24 protein-coding genes are annotated in these 22,887 nt (G+C 73.2%); 16 read left to right on the forward strand and 8 right to left on the reverse strand.

All coding sequences use genetic code 11. The features are described 5' to 3' along the window. The first annotated feature begins 129 nt into the window (after positions 1-129). The 12 genes from ACIPSE_RS24895 to ACIPSE_RS24950 all read left to right on the forward strand — a co-directional run bounded on the left by ACIPSE_RS24895 (position 130) and on the right by ACIPSE_RS24950 (position 12,933). Complete coding sequence (locus ACIPSE_RS24895) at positions 130-1,797, forward strand: ABC transporter substrate-binding protein (protein ID WP_401665931.1); 1,668 nt, start codon at positions 130-132, stop codon at positions 1,795-1,797. After that, positions 1,790-2,698 (forward strand): ABC transporter permease, encoded by a 909-nt coding sequence (locus ACIPSE_RS24900; protein ID WP_401665933.1) that lies wholly within the window; start codon positions 1,790-1,792, stop codon positions 2,696-2,698. The genes ACIPSE_RS24895 and ACIPSE_RS24900 overlap by 8 nt, the downstream gene beginning before the upstream one ends. Continuing rightward, the gene (locus ACIPSE_RS24905; protein ID WP_401665936.1) at positions 2,695-3,780 is read left to right on the forward strand and encodes an ABC transporter permease; all 1,086 of its coding nucleotides are present in this window, start codon (positions 2,695-2,697) and stop codon (positions 3,778-3,780) included. The genes ACIPSE_RS24900 and ACIPSE_RS24905 overlap by 4 nt, the downstream gene beginning before the upstream one ends. A gap of 5 nt (positions 3,781-3,785) precedes the next feature. After that, positions 3,786-4,475, forward strand: a complete 690-nt coding sequence (locus ACIPSE_RS24910) for an alpha/beta fold hydrolase (protein ID WP_401665938.1) — start codon at positions 3,786-3,788, stop codon at positions 4,473-4,475. Then, on the forward strand, positions 4,472-5,545 hold the full coding sequence (locus tag ACIPSE_RS24915; RefSeq protein WP_401665941.1) for an ABC transporter ATP-binding protein: 1,074 nt from the start codon (positions 4,472-4,474) through the stop codon (positions 5,543-5,545). The genes ACIPSE_RS24910 and ACIPSE_RS24915 overlap by 4 nt, the downstream gene beginning before the upstream one ends. After that, positions 5,542-6,564, forward strand: a complete 1,023-nt coding sequence (locus ACIPSE_RS24920; protein ID WP_401665943.1) for an ABC transporter ATP-binding protein — start codon at positions 5,542-5,544, stop codon at positions 6,562-6,564. Before ACIPSE_RS24915 ends, ACIPSE_RS24920 begins: the two co-directional genes overlap by 4 nt. 6 nt (positions 6,565-6,570) lie before the next feature. Continuing rightward, positions 6,571-7,335 carry an amidohydrolase family protein gene (locus ACIPSE_RS24925; protein WP_401665946.1) on the forward strand — a complete coding sequence of 255 codons (765 nt, stop codon included), beginning with the start codon at positions 6,571-6,573 and terminating at the stop codon, positions 7,333-7,335. Continuing rightward, a complete protein-coding gene (locus tag ACIPSE_RS24930) occupies positions 7,332-7,784 on the forward strand; it encodes a cytidine deaminase (protein WP_401665949.1) in 453 nt (150 codons plus the stop codon). The genes ACIPSE_RS24925 and ACIPSE_RS24930 overlap by 4 nt, the downstream gene beginning before the upstream one ends. Positions 7,785-7,813: 29 nt before the next feature. After that, positions 7,814-8,644 (forward strand): creatininase family protein, encoded by an 831-nt coding sequence (locus ACIPSE_RS24935; protein ID WP_401665951.1) that lies wholly within the window; start codon positions 7,814-7,816, stop codon positions 8,642-8,644. Then, a complete protein-coding gene (locus ACIPSE_RS24940) occupies positions 8,641-9,273 on the forward strand; it encodes a cyclase family protein (RefSeq protein ID WP_401665954.1) in 633 nt (210 codons plus the stop codon). The genes ACIPSE_RS24935 and ACIPSE_RS24940 overlap by 4 nt, the downstream gene beginning before the upstream one ends. 2 nt (positions 9,274-9,275) lie before the next feature. Further along, positions 9,276-10,775: a gamma-glutamyltransferase gene (locus ACIPSE_RS24945; protein WP_401665956.1), complete on the forward strand. Its 1,500-nt coding sequence runs from the start codon at positions 9,276-9,278 to the stop codon at positions 10,773-10,775. A gap of 97 nt (positions 10,776-10,872) precedes the next feature. Continuing rightward, positions 10,873-12,933 (forward strand): ATP-binding protein, encoded by a 2,061-nt coding sequence (locus ACIPSE_RS24950; RefSeq protein ID WP_401665958.1) that lies wholly within the window; start codon positions 10,873-10,875, stop codon positions 12,931-12,933. Positions 12,934-12,951: 18 nt separating this feature from the next. Here ACIPSE_RS24950 and sigK read toward each other — a convergent pair whose 3' ends face one another. From sigK to ACIPSE_RS24975, 5 genes are all read right to left on the reverse strand, one after another. Next, entirely contained in the window at positions 12,952-13,536 is a 585-nt protein-coding gene (gene sigK / locus ACIPSE_RS24955; RefSeq protein WP_401666097.1) for an ECF RNA polymerase sigma factor SigK, read from the reverse strand. 133 nt (positions 13,537-13,669) lie between these two features. Further along, the gene (locus ACIPSE_RS24960) at positions 13,670-14,605 is read right to left on the reverse strand and encodes a GlxA family transcriptional regulator (protein ID WP_401665960.1); all 936 of its coding nucleotides are present in this window, start codon (positions 14,603-14,605) and stop codon (positions 13,670-13,672) included. After that, the gene (locus ACIPSE_RS24965) at positions 14,602-15,153 is read right to left on the reverse strand and encodes a cysteine hydrolase family protein (protein WP_401665963.1); all 552 of its coding nucleotides are present in this window, start codon (positions 15,151-15,153) and stop codon (positions 14,602-14,604) included. The genes ACIPSE_RS24960 and ACIPSE_RS24965 overlap by 4 nt, the downstream gene beginning before the upstream one ends. Positions 15,154-15,223: 70 nt before the next feature. After that, on the reverse strand, positions 15,224-16,126 hold the full coding sequence (locus tag ACIPSE_RS24970; protein WP_401665965.1) for an alpha/beta hydrolase fold domain-containing protein: 903 nt from the start codon (positions 16,124-16,126) through the stop codon (positions 15,224-15,226). Further along, the gene (locus ACIPSE_RS24975) at positions 16,123-16,680 is read right to left on the reverse strand and encodes a quercetin 2,3-dioxygenase (RefSeq protein WP_401665967.1); all 558 of its coding nucleotides are present in this window, start codon (positions 16,678-16,680) and stop codon (positions 16,123-16,125) included. Before ACIPSE_RS24975 ends, ACIPSE_RS24970 begins: the two co-directional genes overlap by 4 nt. A 173-nt stretch (positions 16,681-16,853) precedes the next feature. Here ACIPSE_RS24975 and ACIPSE_RS24980 point away from each other — a divergent pair, with 173 nt between their 5' ends. Continuing rightward, the gene (locus ACIPSE_RS24980; RefSeq protein ID WP_401666099.1) at positions 16,854-17,288 is read left to right on the forward strand and encodes a MarR family winged helix-turn-helix transcriptional regulator; all 435 of its coding nucleotides are present in this window, start codon (positions 16,854-16,856) and stop codon (positions 17,286-17,288) included. A 243-nt stretch (positions 17,289-17,531) separates the two neighbouring features. Continuing rightward, complete coding sequence (locus ACIPSE_RS24985) at positions 17,532-18,032, forward strand: GNAT family N-acetyltransferase (RefSeq protein WP_401665969.1); 501 nt, start codon at positions 17,532-17,534, stop codon at positions 18,030-18,032. 18 nt (positions 18,033-18,050) lie between these two features. On the opposite strand, the gene ACIPSE_RS24990 is transcribed toward ACIPSE_RS24985, so the two are convergent. Beyond that, the gene (locus ACIPSE_RS24990) at positions 18,051-18,809 is read right to left on the reverse strand and encodes a DeoR/GlpR family DNA-binding transcription regulator (RefSeq protein WP_401665972.1); all 759 of its coding nucleotides are present in this window, start codon (positions 18,807-18,809) and stop codon (positions 18,051-18,053) included. A 48-nt stretch (positions 18,810-18,857) separates the two neighbouring features. Here ACIPSE_RS24990 and ACIPSE_RS24995 point away from each other — a divergent pair, with 48 nt between their 5' ends. Both ACIPSE_RS24995 and ACIPSE_RS25000 read left to right on the forward strand, forming a co-directional pair. Further along, entirely contained in the window at positions 18,858-19,262 is a 405-nt protein-coding gene (locus ACIPSE_RS24995; RefSeq protein WP_401665974.1) for a DUF4406 domain-containing protein, read from the forward strand. After that, the gene (locus tag ACIPSE_RS25000) at positions 19,259-19,933 is read left to right on the forward strand and encodes an NUDIX domain-containing protein (protein WP_401665976.1); all 675 of its coding nucleotides are present in this window, start codon (positions 19,259-19,261) and stop codon (positions 19,931-19,933) included. The genes ACIPSE_RS24995 and ACIPSE_RS25000 overlap by 4 nt, the downstream gene beginning before the upstream one ends. 19 nt (positions 19,934-19,952) lie before the next feature. Here ACIPSE_RS25000 and ACIPSE_RS25005 read toward each other — a convergent pair whose 3' ends face one another. Then, the gene (locus ACIPSE_RS25005; RefSeq protein ID WP_401665978.1) at positions 19,953-21,239 is read right to left on the reverse strand and encodes a DUF6379 domain-containing protein; all 1,287 of its coding nucleotides are present in this window, start codon (positions 21,237-21,239) and stop codon (positions 19,953-19,955) included. A gap of 106 nt (positions 21,240-21,345) precedes the next feature. After that, entirely contained in the window at positions 21,346-22,704 is a 1,359-nt protein-coding gene (locus ACIPSE_RS25010; protein ID WP_401665980.1) for an MFS transporter, read from the reverse strand. Positions 22,705-22,887: the final 183 nt, after the last annotated feature.

The raw sequence follows: 22,887 nt of genomic DNA on the forward strand, positions 1-22,887 counted from the left end.
TCGGCGTTTCATCATCCCGTAACACCTGGGACACGGCTCGGAATCGCGAGCCGGACAGCATCCTATTGGATCCAATCAGTTCAAGATGTGATCCATCCTCTCTCAGGAATGGTGCCCAAGGAGGCCCTCATGCCGGATCAGCCGCAGGGATCACCCGCCCTCAACCCGGCCCGACCGCCGGTCTCGCGCCGCTCCCTGCTGCGCGGCGCCGGACTCCTGGGTGTCGGGGTCGGCTTCGGACTGACCCCGCTGCTCACCGCCTGCGGCGTCGCCGACGACGGGTCGGGGGATTCCGACGGCGGATCCGGCAAGGGCGGCACCCTCACCCTGGCGATCGACTCCACCAGCGCCGTCAACGACCCCGCCTTCTACACCACGCTCGGCGACTGGATGGCCGTCGACTGCATCTGCCGCGGCCTCACCTTCATCTCCTTCGAGTCCAACGAACCCGCGCCCGACCTCGCCGAGAGCTGGACCGTCTCCGACGACCAGCTCACCTACACCTTCACCCTCCGCGACGGCGTCACCTTCCACGACGGCACCGCACTCACCTCCGCCGACGTCCTGGCGAGCCTGGGCCGGCAGTTCGACCCCGAGGACAAGACCCTGCCCAAGGGCGCGACCAGACCGCTGGCCTCCCTCGGCAACAACGTCGCCTCGCTGACCGCGGAGGGCGACCTGACCGTCAAGCTCGTCCTCAAGTCGCCCGACCGCACGGTCCTCGCCCAGCTCTCCGACATCGGCGGCCGGGTCATCTCCAAGGCGGCCCTCGACAAGTACGGGGCGGACATCGGCAAACACCTCGTCGGCACCGGCCCGTTCAAGTTCACCTCCGCCACCTCCGGCCAGGCCATCACCCTCACCGCCTTCGACGACTTCCGCCTCGGCAGGCCGCCCGTCGACCGCCTCGTCCTGCGCCAGGTCCAGGACCCCTCCGCGATCGTCAGCTCCCTGCTCAGCGGCGACATATCCGCCACCCAGTTCACCCCCTACTCCGCCGTCGAACAGCTCAAGTCCGACCCCTCGGTCACCGTGTACGACACCAAGGAGGGCTTCGACGCCATCCTGATGATCGACGCCCGGCGCGTGCCCGAACTCAAGGTCCGCAAGGCCATCAACCTCGCCATCGACCGCAAGGCCATCGTCCAGCAGGCCTTCTTCGGCGTCGGCAGCGAACCCGAGGGCTACGCGATCCCGCCCGCCCAGAACGGCTACGACACCGCCCTCGCCGACCTGAGCACCCGCAACCTCGCCCAGGCCAGGAAGCTCCTCAAGGAGGCCGGCGCCGAAGGCCGCGAACTGGGGCTGATGGCGGCCAGCGACTCCTGGCACCCCAAGGCCGCACAGATCGTCAAGCAGAACCTGGAGGACGCCGGCTTCAAGGTGAGGACGACCTCCGTCGACCCCGCCTCCTACTTCAGCCGCCTCAGCGACGGCGACGACGACTACCACGACCTGATGATCTGGGAACGCAACTCCTACGTCCCCGACCCCAACAACATGGTCGGCTCCATGGCCAACCCCGCGGGCCTGTACGGCTCCACCATCACCGGCCTCGACACCCTGGACGGCGTCGACTCCCTGGCCGAGGACCTGGTGACGGCCAAGAACCTCCCCGACGGCAAGAAGCGCACCGCCGCCTACTCCAAGATCCAGCGGCGCTGGGCGGAGGAGTACATGGTGATCGCCATGCTCGCCTGCTCCACCAACCTCGTCGTCAGCGGCGCGAAGGTGAAGAAGATCAACGCTCCGGCCCTCGGCAACCACCGCTGTTTCATGGAGAAAGCCAGTGTCTGAACCGGCCGGCTCCACCACCGGCGGCGCACAGGGGGCGACGGCGGCCCCCGCCCGCCCGCGCACCCGCACCACCGGGAGACGGCCCCGCCGCCTGGGCACCTCATGGCCCGCCCTGGTGTCCTGGGCGTTCCTCGCCGTCATCGTCCTCGTCGCCCTCGTCGGTCCCTGGCTCGTCACGGCCGACCCGGTCCGCCAGACCTCCTCCGCGATGCTGCCCTTCGGCTCGCCCGGCCACCCGCTCGGCACCGACGACCTCGGCCGGGACGAACTGGCCCGGCTGGTCCACGGGGCCCGGCCCCTGCTGCTCGTCGCGTTCGCCGCCACCACCCTGGCGGCGGCGCTCGGCACCGGCATCGGGCTCCTCGCCGGATACCTGGGCGGCGTCGTGGAACAGGCGCTGATGCGGGTCGTCGACCTGGCCCTGGCCTTCCCGTCGATCCTTCTCGTCATCCTGCTGGTCGCCGCCGCGGGACCGGGCACCACCAGCCTCGTCATCGGCGTCGGGGTCTCCCTCGCCCCCGGCCTCGCCCGGCTGGCCCGCGCGCTGACCGCCCGGGAGAGCGCCCGGGACTACGTCGTCGCGGCCCGCCTCGGCGGCACCCGCGGCCCGCGCGTCCTCGTCCAGGAGATCCTGCCCAACATCGCCGGACCGATGGTCGCCCAGGTCGTCATGACCCTGTCGGTCGCCGCCGGATTCGCCGCCGGGCTCTCCTATCTGGGCCTGGGCATCCAGCCCCCCACCCCCGACTGGGGCTACATGGTCCAGGCGGGCCAGGAGTTCCTCTACTCCGCGCCCCGCCTCGTGGTCCTGCCGGCCGCCCTGACCCTGCTGTTCGTCGTCGCCTGCAACTTCGTCGGCGACGACCTGCGGGACGCGCTCGACCCGAAGGGCACCGCATGACCACCCTCCCCCTCCCGCGCCTACGGCGAGCGCGGCGCCCCCGCTCCGCGCACACCGACACCCTGCGCACCGTCGCCCGCACCCTGCTCGGCATCCCCGTCGTCATGTTCGTCCTGGCCACGCTGGTCTTCGTCGCCATGCGCCTGCTGCCCGGCTCACCCACCGCCGCGCTCTCCGGCGGCGGCACCAACCTCACCGCCGAGCAGATCGCGCAGAACGAGGCCCGCGCCAGCCAGGCCCTCGGCCTCGACCAGCCGCTGCTCACCCAGTACGCGCACTACCTCGACGACCTCGTCCACCTGCGCTTCGGCGAGTCGTTCTTCGGCTCCAACAGCGTCCTCGGCCTCCTCGGCGACGCCCTGCCCGGCACCGTCGAACTGACCCTGGCCGCCATGACCATCGCCGTCCTGCTCGGCGTGAGCACCGGCGTGCTGGCCGCCCTGCGCAAGAACACCTGGATCGACACCACGATCCGCGCCGTCGCGACGATCGGCTTCTCCCTGCCGTGGTTCGCCCTCGGCGTCATCGGCATCGTCGTCTTCGGGGTCTGGCTGCGCTGGCTGCCCGTCCTGGGACGGCTGCCCAGCTCCCTGGACTACCAGCCGACCACCAACTTCGTGCTCCTCGACGCGATCCTCCAGAACCGGCCCGAACTCATCGGCCCCTGGATCCAGCACCTGATCCTGCCCGCCACCACCCTCGCGCTGTCCATGGCCGGCTACATCACCCGCATCGTGCGCGCCTCCGTACTCGACGTCCTCGGCGACGACTTCGTCCGGACCGCCCGCATGAAGGGGCTCACCGAGAGCGCCGTCGTGCGCCGCCACGTCCTGCGCAACTCCTGGCTGCCGATCGTCACGGTCCTCGGCCTCCAGTTCGGCTCCCTGCTGGGCGGCTCCGTGATCACCGAGACCGTCTTCTCCTACGGCGGGGTCGGCCGGCTGCTGGTCCAGGGGGTCCTCCAGCGCGACTACCCCGTCGTCCAGGGCGCCGCGCTCGCCATCGCCCTGCTGTTCGTCCTCGTCAACCACGCCGTGGACCTCCTCTATCTGATCCTCGACCCCCGCATACGGAAAGGCTGAGCCGCATGGACATCGTGCTGGTCCACGGAGCGGGCGGACGCCCCACCACCTGGACGGAGGTCGAGCCGCTGCTCGCCGCCCTGGGACACCGGACCGTCGCCGTCACCAACCCGCTGACCTCCCTGGAGGACGACGTCGCGCACACCCGAGCCGCCGTCGAGGAACTGGGCGGGCCGGTCCTGCTCGCCGGGCACTCCTACGGGGGCGCCGTCATCTCCAACGTCGGCCGCCACCCCGCCGTCCGCGGGCTGGTGTACATCGCCGCGTTCGTCCCGGAGAAGGGCGAGACCGTCAACGGCATCGTGGAGCGCTACGAACCCGCCGAGATCTCCGCGTTCATGCGGCGCGGCCCGGCCGGCGAGTGGAAGTCGGAACCGAGCGAGCGGTTCTGGGCGGAGATCGGCCCCGATCTGTCGCCCGAGCACCGCGCCGTCGTCGAGGCGGAGGGCCGCAAGGCCGAGGACGCCATCTTCCGCCAGCCCACCGGCGAACCGGCCTGGCGCACCCTGCCCAGCTGGTACCTCGTCGCCGACGACGACCGCACCCTGCGCCCCGAGGCACAGCGCGACATGGCGGCCCGCGCGGGAGCCGTCACCGAGCACGTGCCGGGCAGCCATTACACGACGCTCGTGCATCCGCGGCGGGTGGCCGACCTCATCCACACGGCCGCGCTCGCCGTGGGCGTCACCCCATGACCGGGCCAGAACGCGCGGTGCCGCCCGAGCCCGTCCTCACGGTGCGCGGCCTGAGGGTCGGTTTCGACGTGCCCGCGGGCCGCCTCCCCGCCGTCGCCGGCGTCGACCTGACGCTGCACCGCGGCGAGATCCTCGCCCTCGTCGGTGAGTCCGGCTCCGGCAAGTCCGCGCTGGCCATGAGTCTCGTCGGCCTCAACCGGGGCCCGCGCACCCATGTCGACGGCGAGGTGGAGTTCGCCGGACGCGACCTGGTCGCGGCCACCGAGCGGGAACTGCGCGCCGTCCGCGGCAAGGACGTCGCCGTCGTCTTCCAGGACTCCCTCGCGGCCCTCAACCCGCTGCACCGGGTCGGCGACCAGGTCGTGGAGATGATGCGGGCCCACCGCCCGACACCCCGCCGCCAGGGCATGGAACGGGCCGTGGAACTGCTCGGCGAGGTCGGCATCGCCAGCCCCCGGGCCAACGCCCGCGCCCTGCCCCACCAGATGTCGGGCGGCATGCGCCAGCGCGTGATGATCGCCATGGGACTGGCCAACGACCCCGCCGTCCTCATCGCGGACGAACCCACCACGGCCCTGGACGTCACCATCCAGGCCCAGGTGCTCTCCGTGCTCCGCCGCGCACGAGCCGAGCACGGCACCACCGTCCTGCTGATCACCCACGACCTGGGCGTCGTCGCCGAGGTCGCCGACCGGGTCGCCGTGATGTACGCGGGACGCATCGTCGAGCAGGGGACCCGCGACGAGGTGCTCCTCAACCCCCAGCACCCCTACACCGTCGGCCTGCTGGGCTCCGTGCCGCCCCTCGACGGCCCCGTCCTCGACCGGCTGCCCGCCATCCCCGGCCAGCCGGTCACCGGCGTGGAACGCCCTACGGGCTGCGCGTTCGCCGCCCGCTGCGCCCACGCCGGACCCGCCTGCGCCGAGCAGCCGGACCTGCGCGTCCGCCACGGCGGCCCCGGACACCTTGACGCGTGCGTCCTGCCCGCGGCGGACCGCCCGGCGGGCGCGCGCGGCGGCCCGGACACCGTGGGACGACAGCCGCAAGCCAAGGAAAGGGGGCGCTCATGACCTCCCCGCCCACCACACCCGCCACCGCCGCCCCGGTTCCCGCCGCGCGGCCCGGCACCCCGCTGATCCGCGCGGAGAAGCTGCGGGTCGAGTACCGCGGCCGGTCCGGCGGCAAGGTGCGGGCCCTGCGCGACATCGACCTGGAGATAAAGGAGGGGGAGACGCTCGGCCTGGTCGGCGAGTCGGGCTGCGGCAAGTCCACCCTCGGCCGCGCCCTGCTCCGGGTCGTCGAACCCGCCTCCGGCACCATCGACTTCCTCGGCCTGAACATCACCCGGCTCCGCGGAAGCCGCCTGCGGCGCACCCGGGCCGACCTCCAGATGGTCTTCCAGGACCCCTTCGGCTCCCTCAACCCCCGGCGCAGGGTCGCCGACATCGTCGCCGAACCCCTCCTGCGCTCACGGGGAATGAGCCGCGCCGAGGCCGCGCCGGTCGTCGGGGAACTCCTGGAGCGGGTCGGCCTGGGCGCGGAAGCCGGCCGCCGCAAGCCGCACGAGTTCTCCGGCGGACAGCGCCAGCGCATCGGCATCGCCCGCGCCCTGGCCTCCTCGCCCCGCCTGGTCGTCGCGGACGAGGCGGTCTCCGCACTCGACGTCTCCATCCAGGCGCAGGTGCTCAACCTGCTGGCCGACATGGTCGTCGAACGCGGCCTGACCATGCTGTTCATCTCCCACGACCTGGGCGTCGTCCGCCATATCGCCGACCGGGTCGCCGTGATGTACCTGGGCCAGATCATCGAGATCGCCTCACGCGACGACTTCTTCGCCGGCCCCGCCCACCCCTACTCCGACGCCCTGCTGTCGTCGGTGCCCTCCCCGCGGCCCGGTGACCGCCCTGAACGGCCCCTGCTGGAGGGCGAGTTGCCCGACCCGGCGAACCCGCCCGAGGGCTGCCTGTTCCAGACCCGCTGCCCCTTCGCCGAGGCCGAGTGCCGTACCCGGATGCCCGAGCTGCGCGAGATCGCGCCCGGCCGCACCGTGCGCTGCCATCTGCCGCTGGTGTCCCCTGAGAAAGGCTGAACCCGCTTGATCATCGACGCGTACAACACCACCCAGGACGTCCGCGGACGCTCGGACTACCTCACCGGCGTCCGCAAGGGGCAGGCCCCGCCGCCGTACACCCCCTTCGAACCCCGGCGCATCCTGGACCGCATGGACGCCGCCGGCGTCGACATGGCCATGGTCTGCTCGCTCGCGCAGCGCATCGAGAACGACTTCATCAGCGGGCTCGTCGCCGCCCACCCGGACCGGTTCTTCGGTTTCGGGCAGGTCATGCCGCAGGCCGACGACGCCGTCGAGGAGATCGACCGGATGGCCGACGCCGGACTGGTCGGCCTCAAGCTCCACCCGAGCATGCACGGCTACCACGTCGCCGACCACGGCCTGCTGGACCCGCTGTTCGAAGCCTGCGCCCGGCGCGGCCTCATGGTCCTGATCAACGCCCTGGACGACGCCTTCTGCGCCCCGCTCGCCATCGAGGAGATCGCCCGCGACCACCCCGAGGTCCCCACGGTCATCGCCCACATGGGCGCGGTGTGGAACGTCCCCGAAGCGATCATCGTCGCCGAGCGGCAGCCCCACGTGTACCTGGAGACCTCGGCCACCCTGATGAGCGACGTGAAGCGGGCCTACGCGCGCCTCGGCCCGGAGAAGATCCTCATGGGCAGCGAATGGCCCGGTTCCGACTTCGACCTGGAACGCATGAAGATCGCCAAGGCGATACCGGACGACAAGGACCGCGCGCTCGTCGAGGGCGGCAACATGGCACGCCTCCTCGGGATCACCGCGTGAGCGCCGTCCGGCCCGTCGCGGTCCCCGCCGCCATGGGTGAGGAGGACGCCGAACTCCTCACCCTCGCACAGGAGGTGCTCGCCAAGGTGTGGCGCGACGGCCGTCACGAGGTGGCCTCGGCCGTCCGCACCGCCGACGGGGCCGTCCACACGGGGGTCCATCTGGAGGGCTCCTGCCGCCGCAGCTCGATCTGCGGCGAGGGCGCCGCCCTGGGCGCCGCCCGCGCGGCCTACCCCGGAGACCTGCCCCTGTCCGTGACCTCCGTCGTCTCCGTCCAGATCAAGCCCGCAGGACAGTTCCGGGTCATCGCCCCGTGCGGGGTGTGCCGCGAACTGATCAGCGACTACAGCCCCGACGCCGTCGTCTGGATCACCGCGGTCGAGGACGACGCGGTGGTCCCCGTGCGCGCCCTTGACCTGCTGCCGGACAAGAGCCGGCGCGTCTGGTGAGCGCCGCCCGCACAGAAGGAGGACACCCCGTGACACCACCCGTGACCGTCCCCACCGGACTCGACGTCACCTCGCTCGCCGCCGAACTCGGCGGCACCGGAACTCCCGTGCGCTGGGAGGAACTGACCTGGCAGCAGGCCGAGTCGACGGTCGCCGCCCACGACGCGGTCATCATCCCCGTCGGCGCCACCGAACAGCACGGCCCCCACCTGCCGTTGGCCGTCGACACCCTCATCTGCGAAGCCGTCGCCGACGGAGTCTCCGCGCTCACCGGCGTCCCGGTGGTGCCCCCGCTGAGCTTCGGCGTCTCCGCCTCCCACGGCGACTTCGGCGGCACGGTGGCCCTGCGCCCCGAGACGATGATCGCCGTCGTCGAGGACGTCATCGACTCCCTGTACGCCTCCGGAGTACGGCAGTTCATCCTCCTCAACGGGCACATCTGGAACAACGGCGCGCTCGACGTGTCCGCCGAGAAGCTCCGGGTCCGCCACCGCGACGCCCGCGTCCGCGCCCTCGGCTACGTGACCATGTACCCCGGCCCGGAGGTCGACGGACACGTCCGGTACGGCCGGGCGCTCATGCACGCCAACTTCTTCGAGACCTCGGTCATGCTCCACCTCCACCCCGGACTCGTCCACATGGACAAGGCCACCTCGCACATCGACGTGGACTCCTTCTGGGACTACCGGATGGACCAGGTCAGCGAGACCGGCGTCTGGGGACGCGACGTCGCCGACGCCAACGCGAAGCACGGCGGCGAGGAGTTCGACCGCTGCCTGCTCACCACCGCCCGCGCGGTCTCCGCCGCCGTCCGCGAACCCTGGCCCGACCCCACCCACCGCCCCGGAGCGACCGCGTGAAGATCTACGACATCACCCTCCCCATCCACCCCGAGATGCTGCACTGGGGGCGCAGGCCCGAGGTGGAGATCGTCGAGTCCCTCGCCGGCGGCGACGCCTCCAACGTCACCCGCTGGCGCCTCGGCGCCCACACCGGCACCCACGTCGACGCCCCGGCCCACTTCCGCGACGGCGCCACCCCCATCGACGAGGTGTCCCTGCACTCGCTGGTCGGCCCCGCCCTCGTCATCGACCTCACCCACGTCGAGGGCGACGTGGAACCGCACCACCTGGAGGAGGCCGACGCGGCCGGGCACACCCGCGTCCTGCTCAAGACCTCCAACTCCGCCGGACCGCTCAAGGAGACCGAACGGGCCCCCAGTTGGGTGGGTCTGTCGCCCAAGGCCGCCGACTGGCTCATCGAGCACGGCGTCGAGCTCGTCGGCATCGACTACCTCACCATCGAGAGCCACCACCGCACCGACACCTGGGACGTCCACCACGCCCTGCTCGGCGCCGGCGTCCTCATCCTGGAGAACGCCGACCTGGACCAAGTACCCCCCGGCGTCTACGACCTGGCCTGTCTCCCCACCAAACTGGTCGGCGCCGACGGCTCGTTCGCCCGCGCGATCCTCACCACCCGGGACTGACCATGGCCACGATCGCGATCGCCGCCCCCCACCCCGCCGGCATCGAGGCCGCACGCCGGGTCACCGCCGAAGGGGGCGGCGTGATCGACGCCGCCCTCGCCGCCGCGGCGGCGCTCACGGTGGCCTACCCGCACCAGTGCTCCCTCGGCGGCGACCTCGTCGCCCTGGTCCGCGACGGCGCGCAAGGCACCGTACGCGCCGTCCTGTCGGCCGGAGCCGCTGCCGCCGCCACCGACCCGGCGGCGCTGCGCGCGGCCGGAGAGCGGATGCCCGGCGGCGGCGCGCAGACCGTGACGGTCCCCGGTGCCGTCGCCGGATGGGCCGAACTCGCCCGCGCCGGGGCACGGTTGCCCCTGGCGCGGGCCCTCGCCCCGGCGCGGGAGATGGCCGCCGCCGGGGTCGCGGTCAGCGCCGGACTGGCCCGGGCCGTCCGCAGCCGCCTGGACGTCGTACGGGCCGACCCCGGCCTCGCGGCGCTCCTGCTCGACAAGGCGGGACAGCCCCTGGACACCGGGGACACCCTCCGACAGCCCGCGCTCGCCGCGACCCTCGCCGAACTCGCCGAGGACTGGCGCCACTTCTACACCGGACCCACCTCCCGGCACCTGGTCGCCGCCCTGCGCGCCCGCGGCAGCCACCTCACCCAGGAGGACTTCGCCGCCCACCGCGCCCAGAACACCGAACCCCTGGCCCTGACCCGCGACGGCGTCACCTGGTGGGCCGCCCCACCACCCAGCCAGGGCGCCAGTCTGCTCGCCGTGCTCGGACAGGACGGCGACCGGCTTCCCGCCGCCCGCCGGGCCGAACTGAACCGGGACGCACTGCTCGGCGACCCCCGCTGCGGCCCCGTCGACCTCGACGGGCTGCTGCTGCGCGCGCCCCGCGACACCACCGCCCTGCCCTCGGGACCCAGACCCGCGGGGGACACGGTCGCCGTCACCGCCGTCGACGACCGGGGCAACGCCGTCTCCCTCATCCAGAGCGTCTTCCAGACCTTCGGATCGGGCATCGCCGACCCCGCCACCGGCGTGGTCCTGCACAACCGCGGCTCCGCCTTCAGCCTCGACCCGGCCCACCCCGGCGCGCTCCGCCCCGGAGCACGCCCGCCCCACACCCTGTGCCCGGCCCTCGCCACCGCCCCGGACCGCGTCCTCGCCCTCGGCTGCCAGGGCGGCCGGGCCCAGGCCTGGATCCTGTCCCAGGTGGCCGGGGAACTCCTCGACACGGCCGACGCCCACGCGCTGCTGGCCCGCCCCCGCTGGGTGATCGGCTCCCGCGACCTGAACCGTCCCCGGCCCACGCTCGTCCTGGAGCCGGCGACCCCGGACGAGGAACGCCTCACCGAGGCCGCCCGCGCGCTCGGGCTCGCCGTGGACACGGTGCCGGGACCCCACGACGAGGCCGGCCACGTCCAGGCGGCACGTCTGCGCGGGGGCGCGGTCGACGCGGCGACCGACCCCAGGGCGGACGGCACGACGGCGGTGCTCACGACGACCGGCTGACGACGAGGCGTCGCACACCGCGGGCACGAATCCGGGCCATGTCCGTCCACCCGCGGTCAACGGGCTCCACTTGCGGGAGAATTGCCGCGTGGTGTGGATGACTCCTCAGGAAGAGAGCTCTTTTGTCGGCCGGTCCCAGGAAATCGACCTGGTCGGCGCGTCCCTGGAGGGCGCCCGGCTGACCACGCTCACCGGAGTGGGCGGGGTGGGCAAGACCCGCCTCGCCCGGCGCGTGGTGTCACTCGACCGGGTGGACGCGGCGGACGGCGTCGCCTGGGCCGACCTCTCGCCGCTGCGCAACGCCGACCTGCTCGCCGCCACCGTCGCCGACGCGCTCGACCTGTCCGACCACACGCCCCGGCTCCCCACCGACGTGATCCGCGGCTGGGTCGGCGACCGGCAGATCCTGCTGGTCCTCGACTCCTGCGAACACCTCACCGCCGAGTGCCGCGCGCTGGTCGACGAACTCCTCGCCGGATGCCCCGGGTTACGCGTCCTCGCGACCAGCCGGGAACCCCTGCGGGCCTCCGGCGAGACGGTGCTGGGCATCGAACCGCTGGCCTCCGGGGACGAGGCCGTGACCCTATTCGCCGACCGGGCCGCGGCGGCCGGGAACCCCCTCAAGGACGACGCCGACCGGCAGCTCGCCGCCACCCTGTGCGACCACCTCGAACGGCTGCCGCTGGCCCTGGAACTCGCCGCCGCACGGCTGCGGACCATGCCCCTGACCGACCTCTGCGTCGGCCCGCGCTCCCTGGTCGACCTCCCCGCGCAGCAGCCGCACCGCACCCCGCGCCGCCACGACGCGCTGCGCACCACCATCGGCTGGAGCCACGAACTGTGCACCCCGCAGGAGCGCTTGCTGTGGGCGCGGCTCTCCTACCTGCCCGGCGAGTTCGACGCCGGCACCGCCGTCCAGGTCGCCGGCTCGGGACCCCTCGCCCCCGGCGCCGTACGCCCCGCGCTCGCCTCGCTCCGTGACAAGTCGGTGATCACGGAGCGGGACGGCGCCTACCGGATGCTGGACTCCGTACGGGAGTACGGCCGGATGTGGCTCGCGGAACTCGGCGAGGAGCGGGCCGTCGCCGACCGGCATGTCGCCCACCTCCTCGGAGTGACCCGGCAGGCCCACCACGAGTGGTTCGGCCCCGCGCAGTCGGCCTGGTACCGGCGCATCGCCGCCCTCCACCCCGACCTGCGCACCGCCCTCGACCACCTTCTGGTCACCGACCCGGTGACCGCCCTGGAGATGGCCGGACAGGTCACCTTCTACTGGGTCTGCTCCGGCTACCTCTACGAGGCCCGCCAGTATCTGGAACGGGCGATGCGGCTCCTGTCCGGCGTCCGCGGCGGGCGCATCCTGACACAGGGCCTGTGGAGCCTCGGCATCGCCCTCACCCTCCAGGGCGAGCACGCCGCCGCCCGCTCCGTCGCCGCCGACGGACGGCGCACCGCCGAGGCCCTCGGCTCCGAGGCCCGGGGCCGCGCCGCCTACCTGGACGGGCTGCTGCACCTCCTCGAAGGCCGTCCCCTGGCCGCGGAGGCCGTCGTCGTCCCGGCGCTGGTCGGGGTGGCGCTGGCCACCCCCTCGGCGGCCCGCGCCGCCGCGCCCCACCCAGGCCCGCCGTCCGCCGCGGGCGCGCTGTGCCGGCTCGTCCAGGTCTTCGCGCTGACCGGGTCCGGCCGACTGGAGCAGGCCCGCGCCAAGGCCCTCGAACTGCGGGACGCCTGCGTGGCGGCGGACGAGTACTGGACCCGCTCCTACCTCGACCACCAACTCGCCCTCATCGCCGTCATGGAACGCCGCGAACGCGACGCCGTACGGCACTCCCGCGCCGCCGTCCTGTCCAAGCAGCGCATCGGTGACGCGTTCGGCATCGCCATGGCGATGGACGTCCTCGCGATCTCCCTGGCCGACGCGGACGATCCGCGCGCCGCCGCGTGCGCCTTCGGCGGGGCCCAGCGCTACTGGGAGACGGTCGGCCACCCGCAGCGCGGCACGCCCGAGATGGAGCCCCTGCGCGACCAGTGCCAGGACCTGATCCTGGACCGCCTCGGCGCGACGGAGTACGAGAGACTTCTCGCCCGGGCCGCCACGAGCGAACCCGCCGCCCTGCTGGCCTGGGCGTCCGAGGGAGGCCCGCTGCCCCCCGGGTGACGAGGGCGGGCGCGACGGTCAGAGGGTCACCCCGAGGCAGTCCCGCAGCCGGATGAGTCCGTCCCGGAGCCGGGTCTTCACCGTGCCGAGCGGCAGCGACAGCGTCTCGGCCACCTCGCGGTAGGTCAGTCCCCGGTAGTAGGCGAGGGCGACGGCCTCCCGCTGCACCTCGGTCAGCGTGCGCAGACAGCGCCGTACCTGCTCCTGCTCCAGCCGCCGCTCGACATGCTCGACCACCTCGTCGTACTCCGGCAGCCGGTCCAGCAGCGCGGCCTTGTGGTCACGCGCCGCGGCGGCCTCCACGGACCGCACCCGGTCCACCGCCCGGCGGTGCGCCAGCGTGAGGATCCAGTTGATCGCCGTGCCCCGGTCGCGCCGGTAGCGCGGGGCGGTCCGCCACACCTCCACCAGGACCTCCTGGGTCACCTCCTCCGACTGCGCCCGGTCGCGGACGACGGCGCGCACGACCCCGAGGACCCCGCTCGCGACGGCGTCGTACACCCCCGCGAACGCCTCCTCGTCCCCCAGCGCCACCCGGCGGAGGAGCTCCTCCAGGTCGGCCCCGGCAGAGGAGACCCCTCCGACGCGCACTGCTTCCTCCACCACGAGCCTCCGAGATCGGAACATGTCCAGCCGTAAGCGGTTCCGTCCGGGGCGGTGGTTCGGTTGCGGATGAGACGAAATTGCCGTGGTGAGAGCGGGGATGCGCCCGGCCGGGCCCTGAGGCCGCAGGGGGTCAGCCCTCGGCCGTGGCGGGCCGGCGGGGTGTGCGGTTGCGGAGGCGGCGGAGCATCCGGGCGTCCTCGAAGCCGACCTGGTGGGCCGCCGACTCCGTGGTGGCGCCGTGGGCGATGAGGTGTTCGGCGCGTTCGACGCGGAGGGTCTGCTGGTAGCGCAGCGGGGTCAGACCGCCGGTGGCGCGGTGGAACTGGCGGGTGAGGGTGCGCTCGCTGACGCCGGCGTCGGCGGCCAGCCGGGCGAGCGGCAGCGGCTCGGTGAAACGGGCGTCGATGAGGTCCTGGACGCGGTGGACGGCGTCGTCCAGATGGGACCGGTACCGCAGCATGGCGCTGGCCTGCGGTTCGTGGCCGTTGCGACGGGAGTAGACGACCATGTCGCGGGCGACCTGGGCGGCGAGGGCGGGGCCGTGGCGGACGGCCAGCAGATGGAGCGCCAGGTCGATGCCGCTGGCGATGCCCGCCGAGGTCACGACCCGGTCGTCGGCCGTGAACAGCACGTCCCGCACCACGTGGGCGCGGGGATACCGGGCGGCCAGCTCGTCCTGGTGGCAGTGGTGGGTGGTGCACCGGCGCCCGTCCAGCAGCCCGGCCCGCCCCAGTGCCTCCGCCCCGGCGCACACGCTGGCGACGGTGCCGCCCGCGGCGTGGTGGTCGTGCAGCCACCGTGACCCGGCGGGGCCGAGGGTGGGCCCCTCGGCCAGCGTCCGGGCCCGCCAGCCCGGCACCACGACCAGGTCGTCGGCGTCGAGCCGCGGCCAGTCGGTCCGCGCGGTCAGGAGCAGCCCCTGGGCGCTGGGCACCTGCTCCCGTTCCGCGACGTACTCGATGCGGTACGGCCGTCCGAAGTCGGCCGCCGTGCTGAACGCCTGCGCCGGGCCCGCCAGGTCGAGGAGGTGGACACCGGGCAGCAGGACGAGGACGACAAGGCTCACGTGGCCGAGGGTGCCAGCTCCGCCGCCAGGTCGGCCACCGTGGTGATCCGGGCGAACCGGTCGCGCAGCACCGCCTCCGTGCGCTCGATGATCGCCTCGGCGGAGAGCGTGCCGATGGGGTCGGTGGTGGTGGCGTCGGTGACGAACACCATCCGGTACCCCAGGTCGCTGCCGACCCGGGTCGTGGTCTCCACGCACTGCTCGGTGCGGATGCCGCAGACCACGAGCTCGCGCACGCCCGCCTCGGTCAGCCGCTGCTGGAGGTTGGTCGTGGTGAAGGCGTTGTGCGAGGTCTTGTACAGCACGGGCTCGCCCGGCTCCGGCGGGGTCACCTCCTCCAGCAGCCTGACGTGCCCCTCGGCGGGGTCGAAGACGGTGCCGGTGCCCGGTTCCGCGTGCAGGACCCAGACGACGAGGTCGCCCGCCGTGCGGGCGAGGGAGACCAGCCGGTTCACCGGCCCGGCGATCTCGGGGTCGGCCGTCCGCGCCCACTCGGGGCGGGCCCGGAACGACTCCTGGACATCGATGACGATCAGCGCTCTGCTCATGCCATAGATGGTGACCTGCGGCGACGGTCCGTTCGTAGACCCGATCCGGGCCCGTACCGGAACGATCCGGTCAGGCGGGCGACGGCTCCTGGGCCTCCCTCCGCCGTTCCACACGCCGTCTGGCCCAGGTCAGTGACGTCCGGAACACCTCGTCCAGCCGTTCCTCGGAGAGCCCGTGCCAGACATGGTCGGCGCCCGGTACGAGACGTGACTCGACCGGCACCCCGAGTGCGGTGAGGCGGGCGGCGAGGCGCCGGGTGTGGTCGCAGCTCACCATCGAGTCGTCCTCCCCGTGGGCGAGGAACATGGGCGGCGCCCCGGCGTGGGCCCGCAGCAGGGGGCTGGCCAGGGCCGCGTTCTCCGGGACCGTGGCGGGGGCGCCGCCCAGGAGCAGCGCTTCCGGGCTGTGCGCGTTGTCGCCGTCCTCGGTGAGATCGCTCGGCGCGTACCAGACGACGGCGCCCACCACGCCGGGTGTGTCGTCGGCCAGGGCCAGCAGCGCGGCGAGCTGGCCGCCCGCCGACTCGCCCCACACGACGGTGCGGGCGGTGTCCACGCCGAGTTCGGGAGCGCGCGTGGCGAGCCATCTCAGCGCCTGCCGCAGGTCGTCGAGCTGGGCGGGGAAGAGGGCCTCGCCGCTGAGCCGGTAGTCGGCCGACGCCACGGCGAACCCGGCGCCGGCGATACGGGCGAACGGGCCGGGGTTCCAGGCCCGCGTCCGGTAGCCCATGTCCTCGCGCCGGCCCCTGCGCCAGGCCCCGCCGTGCACGAAGAGCACGAGAGGCAGGGGCTGCCGGCCGGGGTTCTCGGGCAGCCAGAGGTCGAGCTCCAGGGGCCGCGCCCCGGGGACGTCGGCGTAGGGGACGCCGCGCAGCAGCCGTACCCCCGCGCCCACGGGTGCCGCCGGGGGCAGGGGCGCCAGGTCGGGGTGGGGTGCGGCGATGAGGGAGCGCAGGTCGTCGTGGGCGGTCACTGGACGTGCCAGGTGTGCTCGGGCAGGAAGCGCACGTCGTGCTCCTGCGGCACGGTGCCGAACTTGTGCCCCTCGGGGATGTGGGGCCGCTGGGGGAGGCCGAGCGCCTCGGTGGGGGTGCCGAGGTTCTCGAAGAACCGCTCGAAGGTGCCTCCGGGGCCGGCGGCGACACCGACGATGCGGCTCCCGTGGCGTTCGATGCGGTAGGCGTGCGGGCAGTTCTTGGGGACGAAGCCGAAGTCGCCGCTGGTGAGCAGCTTGGCCTGCTGGTGGCCCGCCGCGTCCTCGACGAAGAGCCGTACGGCGCCGTCCGTGACGAAGAAGACCTCGTAGGTGTCGGCGTGCATGTGGGCCGGGATGATCTCGCCCCGGGGGCCTTCGCAGGTGAAGAAGTTGAAGGAGTTCTCCGTCTGCTCGGCGCCGGCGTAGACGGTGAACAGGTCGTTGAAGAGGTGCGCCCGGTCGCCGAGGTCCTTCTCGATGAAGTAGGGCACTCCGGGCATGGGCGGGATGTGGGAGGCGCGGCGGTAGCGGGTGGCGTACTCGAAGGTCATGACTCTCCTCGGCGGCTCGCGATGAATGTCAGGTGGCCTGACATTAACGTCAGGTTGCCTGACGTGGCTATGCTGGCGACACAGAAATCTCCGACCGTTCGCGAAGGCCGGGGACGACCGACCGGCCCGACGTGGCCGACCGACCGGCCCCCGCGGCCGATGACGAGGAGCGCATGGACGCCGGACGCCTCAACATGCCGCAACTGCTGGGCGGCGCCCGGAGATGGTTCGACGAGGGCCTGCTCGCGGCCCTGGAGGCGGCGCGGATAGCGCCCGTCTCCACGGTCCAGCTGCACATCTTCACCGTCCTCGACGAGGACGGCACGACCGTCTCGGAGCTGGCCCGCCGCATGGGCGTCACCCGCCAGACGGCACACCAGGCCGTCCACGGTCTCGTCGCGACCGGCCTGCTCGAACAGGTCCCCGACCCGGACTCCGCCCGCCGCAAGCTGATCCGCCGCACGGCCGAGGGGCGCCGCACCCACGAACGGGCCACCGCGCTGGTCGACGAACTGGAGCGCACGCTCGCCGGGCGCATCGGCGCCGAGAACGTCGAAGCCCTGCGCGCGGTCCTCGAACAGCCCTGGGGCCCGCCGACACCCGACTAGGGCCGCGCCCCCGGCGTGATCCGCGCGGCGGGGGCACGTCCCGGCCGGAGGCTGGGGGACGTCGGCGGGTGACGACGGCGATGCCGGGGGTCCACACGCCTTCGGGGCAGTGGGGGAGTGCGGTACCGGACCCCGCGTCCGCGGCATGGTCCGCCGGACGGGCCCTGGGCCCGGCGCCTCGGCGTGATCCGCGCGCGAGGGGCTCGCGGCGAAGTCCTGCCGGTGCCGTGTGATGCTGGCCGCATGACGGATCGACCTGAGGCGTCCCTCGTCCGGCGGCCGGGCCGCACGCTCTCGGCCGAGGACGGGCTGACCCCCCTGCTGGCCTCCTACCACCTGCGGACGGAGGCCGAGAAGGGCGAGGCCGTCGCCGAGGTGGACGCGCTGCCCGACCGCTACCGCGCGGAGATCGCCGACCCGGCGACCGCGTTCGCCGACGACATGGTGCTGCTCGCGCTCAGCGGGAGCGCCGCCGTCGGCTGCGTGGTGGTCACCGCCCCCGACGCCGGGCGGTCGGAGATCAAGCGGCTCTGGACGGACCCGGTCTTTCGCGGCCGGGGCGTCGCGACGACCCTGCTCGACGCCGCGCTCGAACAGGCTGCCGAGAGCGGCGCGCACACCGTGCGGCTGTCGGTGTGGAGATGGCGGACCGGGGCCATCGCCCTGTACGGCCGCCTCGGCTTCACCGTCACCGAGTCCTGGGACGAGCGGGAGCAGCTGGTGTGCATGGAACGCGCCGTGTGACGGAGCCCCGCCCCGTGTTCAGCCGGCCAGGAGGACGTCCACGCCGAGCCCTTCGAGCCGCCCGACGACCGGGTCGCCGGGGTCGGCGTCGGTGATCAGCGCGCTGACCTTCTCCCACGGCAGCACGCGGTACGGCGAGGCCGTGCCGATCTTCTCCGACGAGGCGAGGACGTACGTCTCCGCGGCCCGCGCGGACAGCGCCCGCTTCATCGCCGCCTCGTCCGCGTCCCCGGTGGTCAGGCCCGCCTCCGGGTGAACCCCCGTCACGCCGAGCAGGCACAGCTCGGCGGAGACGTTCTGCGCGGCCTCGACCGCGGCCGCCCCGCAGGTGACCGCCGAGTGCTTGAAGACGCGGCCCCCGATCAGGAAGAGCTCCGCCCCCGGATGGTCGATGAGCGCCGCGGCGATCGTCGGGCTGTGGGTGATCACCGTGCAGACGAGGTCCTTGGGGAGCGCCCGCGCCACGGCCAGGGCGGTGGTGCCGCCGTCGAGGATCACCGAGCCGCCCGGCCGCACCAGCCCCGCGGCCACCGAGGCGACCTTCCGTTTGCCGTCCGGGGCCACCGCCCGCCGGGCGTCGTAGTCCGCCACGGCCGGAGACACCGGCAGCGCGCCGCCGTAGACGCGCTGGCACAGCCCTTCGGCGGCGAGGTCCCGCAGATCGCGCCGGACGCTGTCCTCGGAGATGCCCAGGTCGGCGGCGACGTCCTTGGCGACGATCTTTCCCGTACGGGTCAGCAGATCCAGCAGGTGCTCACGCCGTTCAGCAGCCAGCATGCACGTTCCTTCCGGGTGTTGCGCGATGTTGCATGTATCTTAGCGGTCATGAACGACGAACAACCGCTGACCCACGACAAGCCCCTGCTCATCCTGATCGCAGGCCCGTACCGATCCGGTACGAACGGCGACCCGCGGGCCATGGCGGACAACCTGGCCCGCCTCGAATCGGCGGCCTGGCCCGTCTTCGAGGCCGGGCACCTCCCGGTGATCGGCGAGTGGATCGCCCTGCCCGTCCTGCGGTCCGCCGGCGCGGGGCCCACCGACCCCCTCGCCGACCAGGTGCTCCACCCGACCGCCGAGCGGCTGCTCGCGCGCTGCGACGCGGTGCTGCGCCTGCCGGGCGAGTCCGTCGGCGCCGACGGGGACGTCGCCGGCGCCCGCCGCCGCGGCCTGCCCGTCTACCACGACGTCGCCGAGATCCCCCGCCGCGTCGCGCGGGAGACCAGGTGACCGGCCGCCCGGGGGTCGACGTCCCCGATCACCGGGGGCGCACCGGTCTGCATCTGGCCGGACGCGACCTCGACCGCAACCCCGGCGTCCGGATCCGCGACGTCGAGCTCACCTCCCAGGGCTGGCACGTCCTGCGCCGCACCACCTTCGACTACCGGCGCGGCGACGGCCGGTGGGAGACCCAGCAGCGCGAGACGTACGACCGCGGCAACGGCGCCGTCGTCCTGCCCTACGACGTCGCCCGCGGCTGCGTCCTGCTCACCCGGCAGTTCCGCTATCCGGCCTACGTGAACGGCCACCCCGACGGCATGCTCGTCGAGGCGGCGGCCGGACTGCTCGACGCGGACGACCCGCGGACGGCGATCCGACGCGAGAGCGCCGAGGAGCTCGGCGTCAGGCTGGGCCCGCTCACCGAGGTCCTCGACGCCTACATGAGCCCGGGATCCGTCACCGAGCGCCTGCACTTCTTCGCCGCCCCCTACACGCGGGCCGACCGGATCGGCACCGGTGGAGGAGTGGCGGAGGAGGGCGAGGACATCGAGGTCCTCGAACTCCCCTTCACCGAGGCCCTCGCCATGACCGGCGACGGCCGCATCCGCGACGGCAAGACCGTCCTGCTCCTCCAATGGGCCGCCCTGCACGGGCCGTTCGCCCCGCCACGGGAGGTCTAGCGGGCCGACGCGCAACGGCTCAGCCGGCCAACTCCCGCAGCAGGGCGTGCTGGCGGCGTACCTGGTCCCGGCCGCGGTAGGGCTCGCGGCGGCCCTCGTACTCGCTCGACAGCCAGCCGCTCCACCCGGCGTCGCGCAGCCTGGGGACGATCTCGCCCCAGGGGACGTGCAGGTCGTGCAGGCGGTCGTCGATCTCGAAGAACTTCGCCTGGATGAAGTGGACATGGGGGAGGACCTCCACGAGGTCGGCCATCGGCACGTGCAGGGGCTCCAGGAACGGGGGCCGCTTCTTGCCCTCGAAGCCCTCGTGGCCGTCGTCGACGGGGGCGGTCTGGAAGATGCCGGTGTCGATGAGCAGCTTGAAGTGCTTGCTGCCGGTCCGTTCGATGAAGTCCAGGTAGCCCTGGGTCACCGGGTGCCTGATCGGGGTCGGGCTGTGGATCTCCGGGCAGATCACGATGTCGAGGTCGGCGGCGAGGCCGAGGACCCGCTCGACGGCGCTCTGCCAGATCGGGTGGGGTTCGAGGTCGGGGGAGACGACGCCGAACTTCGGGCGCACGGAGGTGAATCCGAGGTCCTTCGCCAGCCGCAGATCCGTCTCCAGCTGGGCCCGGCCCTCCTCGGCCGTGAGGTCGCGGTCGCGCCACATGGCCGTGTCGACCCAGGAGCCGTAGTTGGTCGGTGTGAGTCCGTAGGTGTCCAGGAGGCGGTGCCAGTCGCGGATCCAGTCCGCCGAAGGGCGGGGGTAGCCGGGGATGTTGCCCTCGCCGAGGATCTCGATGCCGGTGGCGCCGAGGTCGGCGATGTCGGCCATCGCGTCCTCCAGGCTCATCGACGTGTACAGGTCGCCCGAGTAGCTGTACAGGGAGACGCCGTACCGGAGCCCGTCACCGGCGGCCGGGCCCGGGACGACGGTCGCCGTCGCGCTCGCCCGGAAGACGGACGGCCCGGCGACCGCCGGGATGTAGGGCCTGCGCAGGTGCACGGCCACCTCGACACGGTGGGTTCCGGCGGTCAGCCCGCCGGGGTGCGGAACGGTGACCGTGGCGGTCTCGTCGAGCGGCCAGCGCACGTCGGTGGAGGCGCGCAGCTCGTCGAGGGTGTAGGTACGGCCCTGGAGGGTCCAGCTCGACGCCTCGGCCGGGTGGATCTCGCCGTCGACGACGACCTGCACGCCGTCGATCAGACTCCCGGCGACGCCACGGTAGTTGGGGTTGCGCAGCCGGAGCTGGAATCCGGTGACGGTGCCGTCGGCGGCGGTGACGTTGCGGAATCCGCGCTGCTGGATGAGGGAGCGTTCGAGCACGGTGGGCTCGTCCTTTCTGGGGGTGCGGGTCCGGCCGGGACGGGGGTGGACGCCCGTCCCGGCCATGCGTCCCGCGTGAACGGGGTGTCGAGCGGGGGCGCCCGTGTCAGCCGGCGACCTGGGCGGGGCGTTCGAGGTCGTACAGGTACATGCAGGCGGCCTGGATCAGGCAGAGCACCAGCGGGGCGCCGACGAAGGCCCACTCGATGGCCTGCGCGGCGGGGGCGGTCACCTCGCCCACCCGGTAGCCGCCCCAGGCCAGCGCCCAGGCGAACAGCGAGCCGCCGAGGGCCGTGCCCACCTTGGTCGCGAAGCTGTAGCCCGCGTAGAGCAGGCCCTCCTCGCGGCGGCCGGCGATCGTCTCGTGGTGGTCGACGGTGTCGGAGACCAGGGCGGGGGCGGCGACATAGCCGAAGCCGCCGATGACGTTGGCCAGCAGGAACACGGTGAGGAACCCGACGGGGCTGCCGTGCAGCGGGAAGAGCAGGGCGTAGAGCACCGCGGTGGCGACCAGCCCGGCGACGATGCCCCGCCGCTTGCCGACCCGGCGCAGCACCCAGGGGGTGACCAGCGAACCCACGAGGGCGGAGACGGCGAAGGCGAGCAGGATGTAGCTGGTGGACCAGGCGTCGTGCAGCACGTCACGGGCGTAGTAGACGGCCCCGGCCGTGATCACCCCCATGCGGACGAAGGCCACGAGCGAGGCGAGGCAGACCCCGAGCCAGTGCCGGTTGCGGACCAGTTCCCGCAGTGCCCGACCGGTGGGCACCCGTGTGGTGACGGGGGAGGGGGCGACCCGCTCGCGGCACAGGGCGGCGACCGCCCAGTACATCAGCGTGCCCACGACACCGAAGACGATCGCCATGCCGGTGAAGCCCCGGCGCAGATCACCGCCGCCGACCGCCATGACCAGGGGCATCACCGCCACCGAGACGGTGATCAGGCCCAGCGAGGCGCCCACGAACCGGTAGCCGCTCATCCGCAGCCGCGTGTCGTCGTCGGCGGTGAGCATCGGCAGCATCGCGCCGTAGGGCACGTTGACCAGCGAGTGGCAGATGCCGACGGCGACGAAGGTGACGCCCGCCCAGATCACGGCGCTCGTGCCGCTGCCCGCCGAGGTGAAGGTGAGGACGAAGGCCACGGCCAGGAGCGGAGCGGCGAAGATCAGGTACGGGCGGGCCCGGCCGAAGCGGCTGCGCGTGCGGTCGACGGCGAGGCCGACGACCGGGTCGATGACCGCGTCGGCGATCCGGCCGACCAGCAGGATCGTTCCGGCGGTGGCCGCGGTCAGCGCCGCGACGTCCGTGTAGAAGAACAGCAGGAAGGCGGTGAGGGTCGTCCAGGTGAGATTGGACGCCAGGTCGCCGAGGCCGTAGCCGAACTGGGCGGCGCGTCCCAGGGGGCGGGGGCCCGAGGGGTGGGCGCCGGCGGCCAGTCCGGTGGCGGGGGAGGATGCGGCACTCATCGTCGAGTCCCTTCGATGGGGAGGGCGCACCGCCGTCGGGTCGTACGGGGACGGGGACGGGGCGGCTGCCGTTGACGGCGGGCGGGGCACTCGTCCTGGCCCGGCCCGCTTGTCGACGGAACTTATGTTTGTGGCGAGCGGAAGTCAATGGCTTGGGGGCATCCTGTGTCCCAGGACGCATCG

It is taken from the genome of Streptomyces sp. NPDC090106 (assembly GCF_044747265.1).
Taxonomy (GTDB): Bacteria; Actinomycetota; Actinomycetes; order Streptomycetales; family Streptomycetaceae; genus Streptomyces.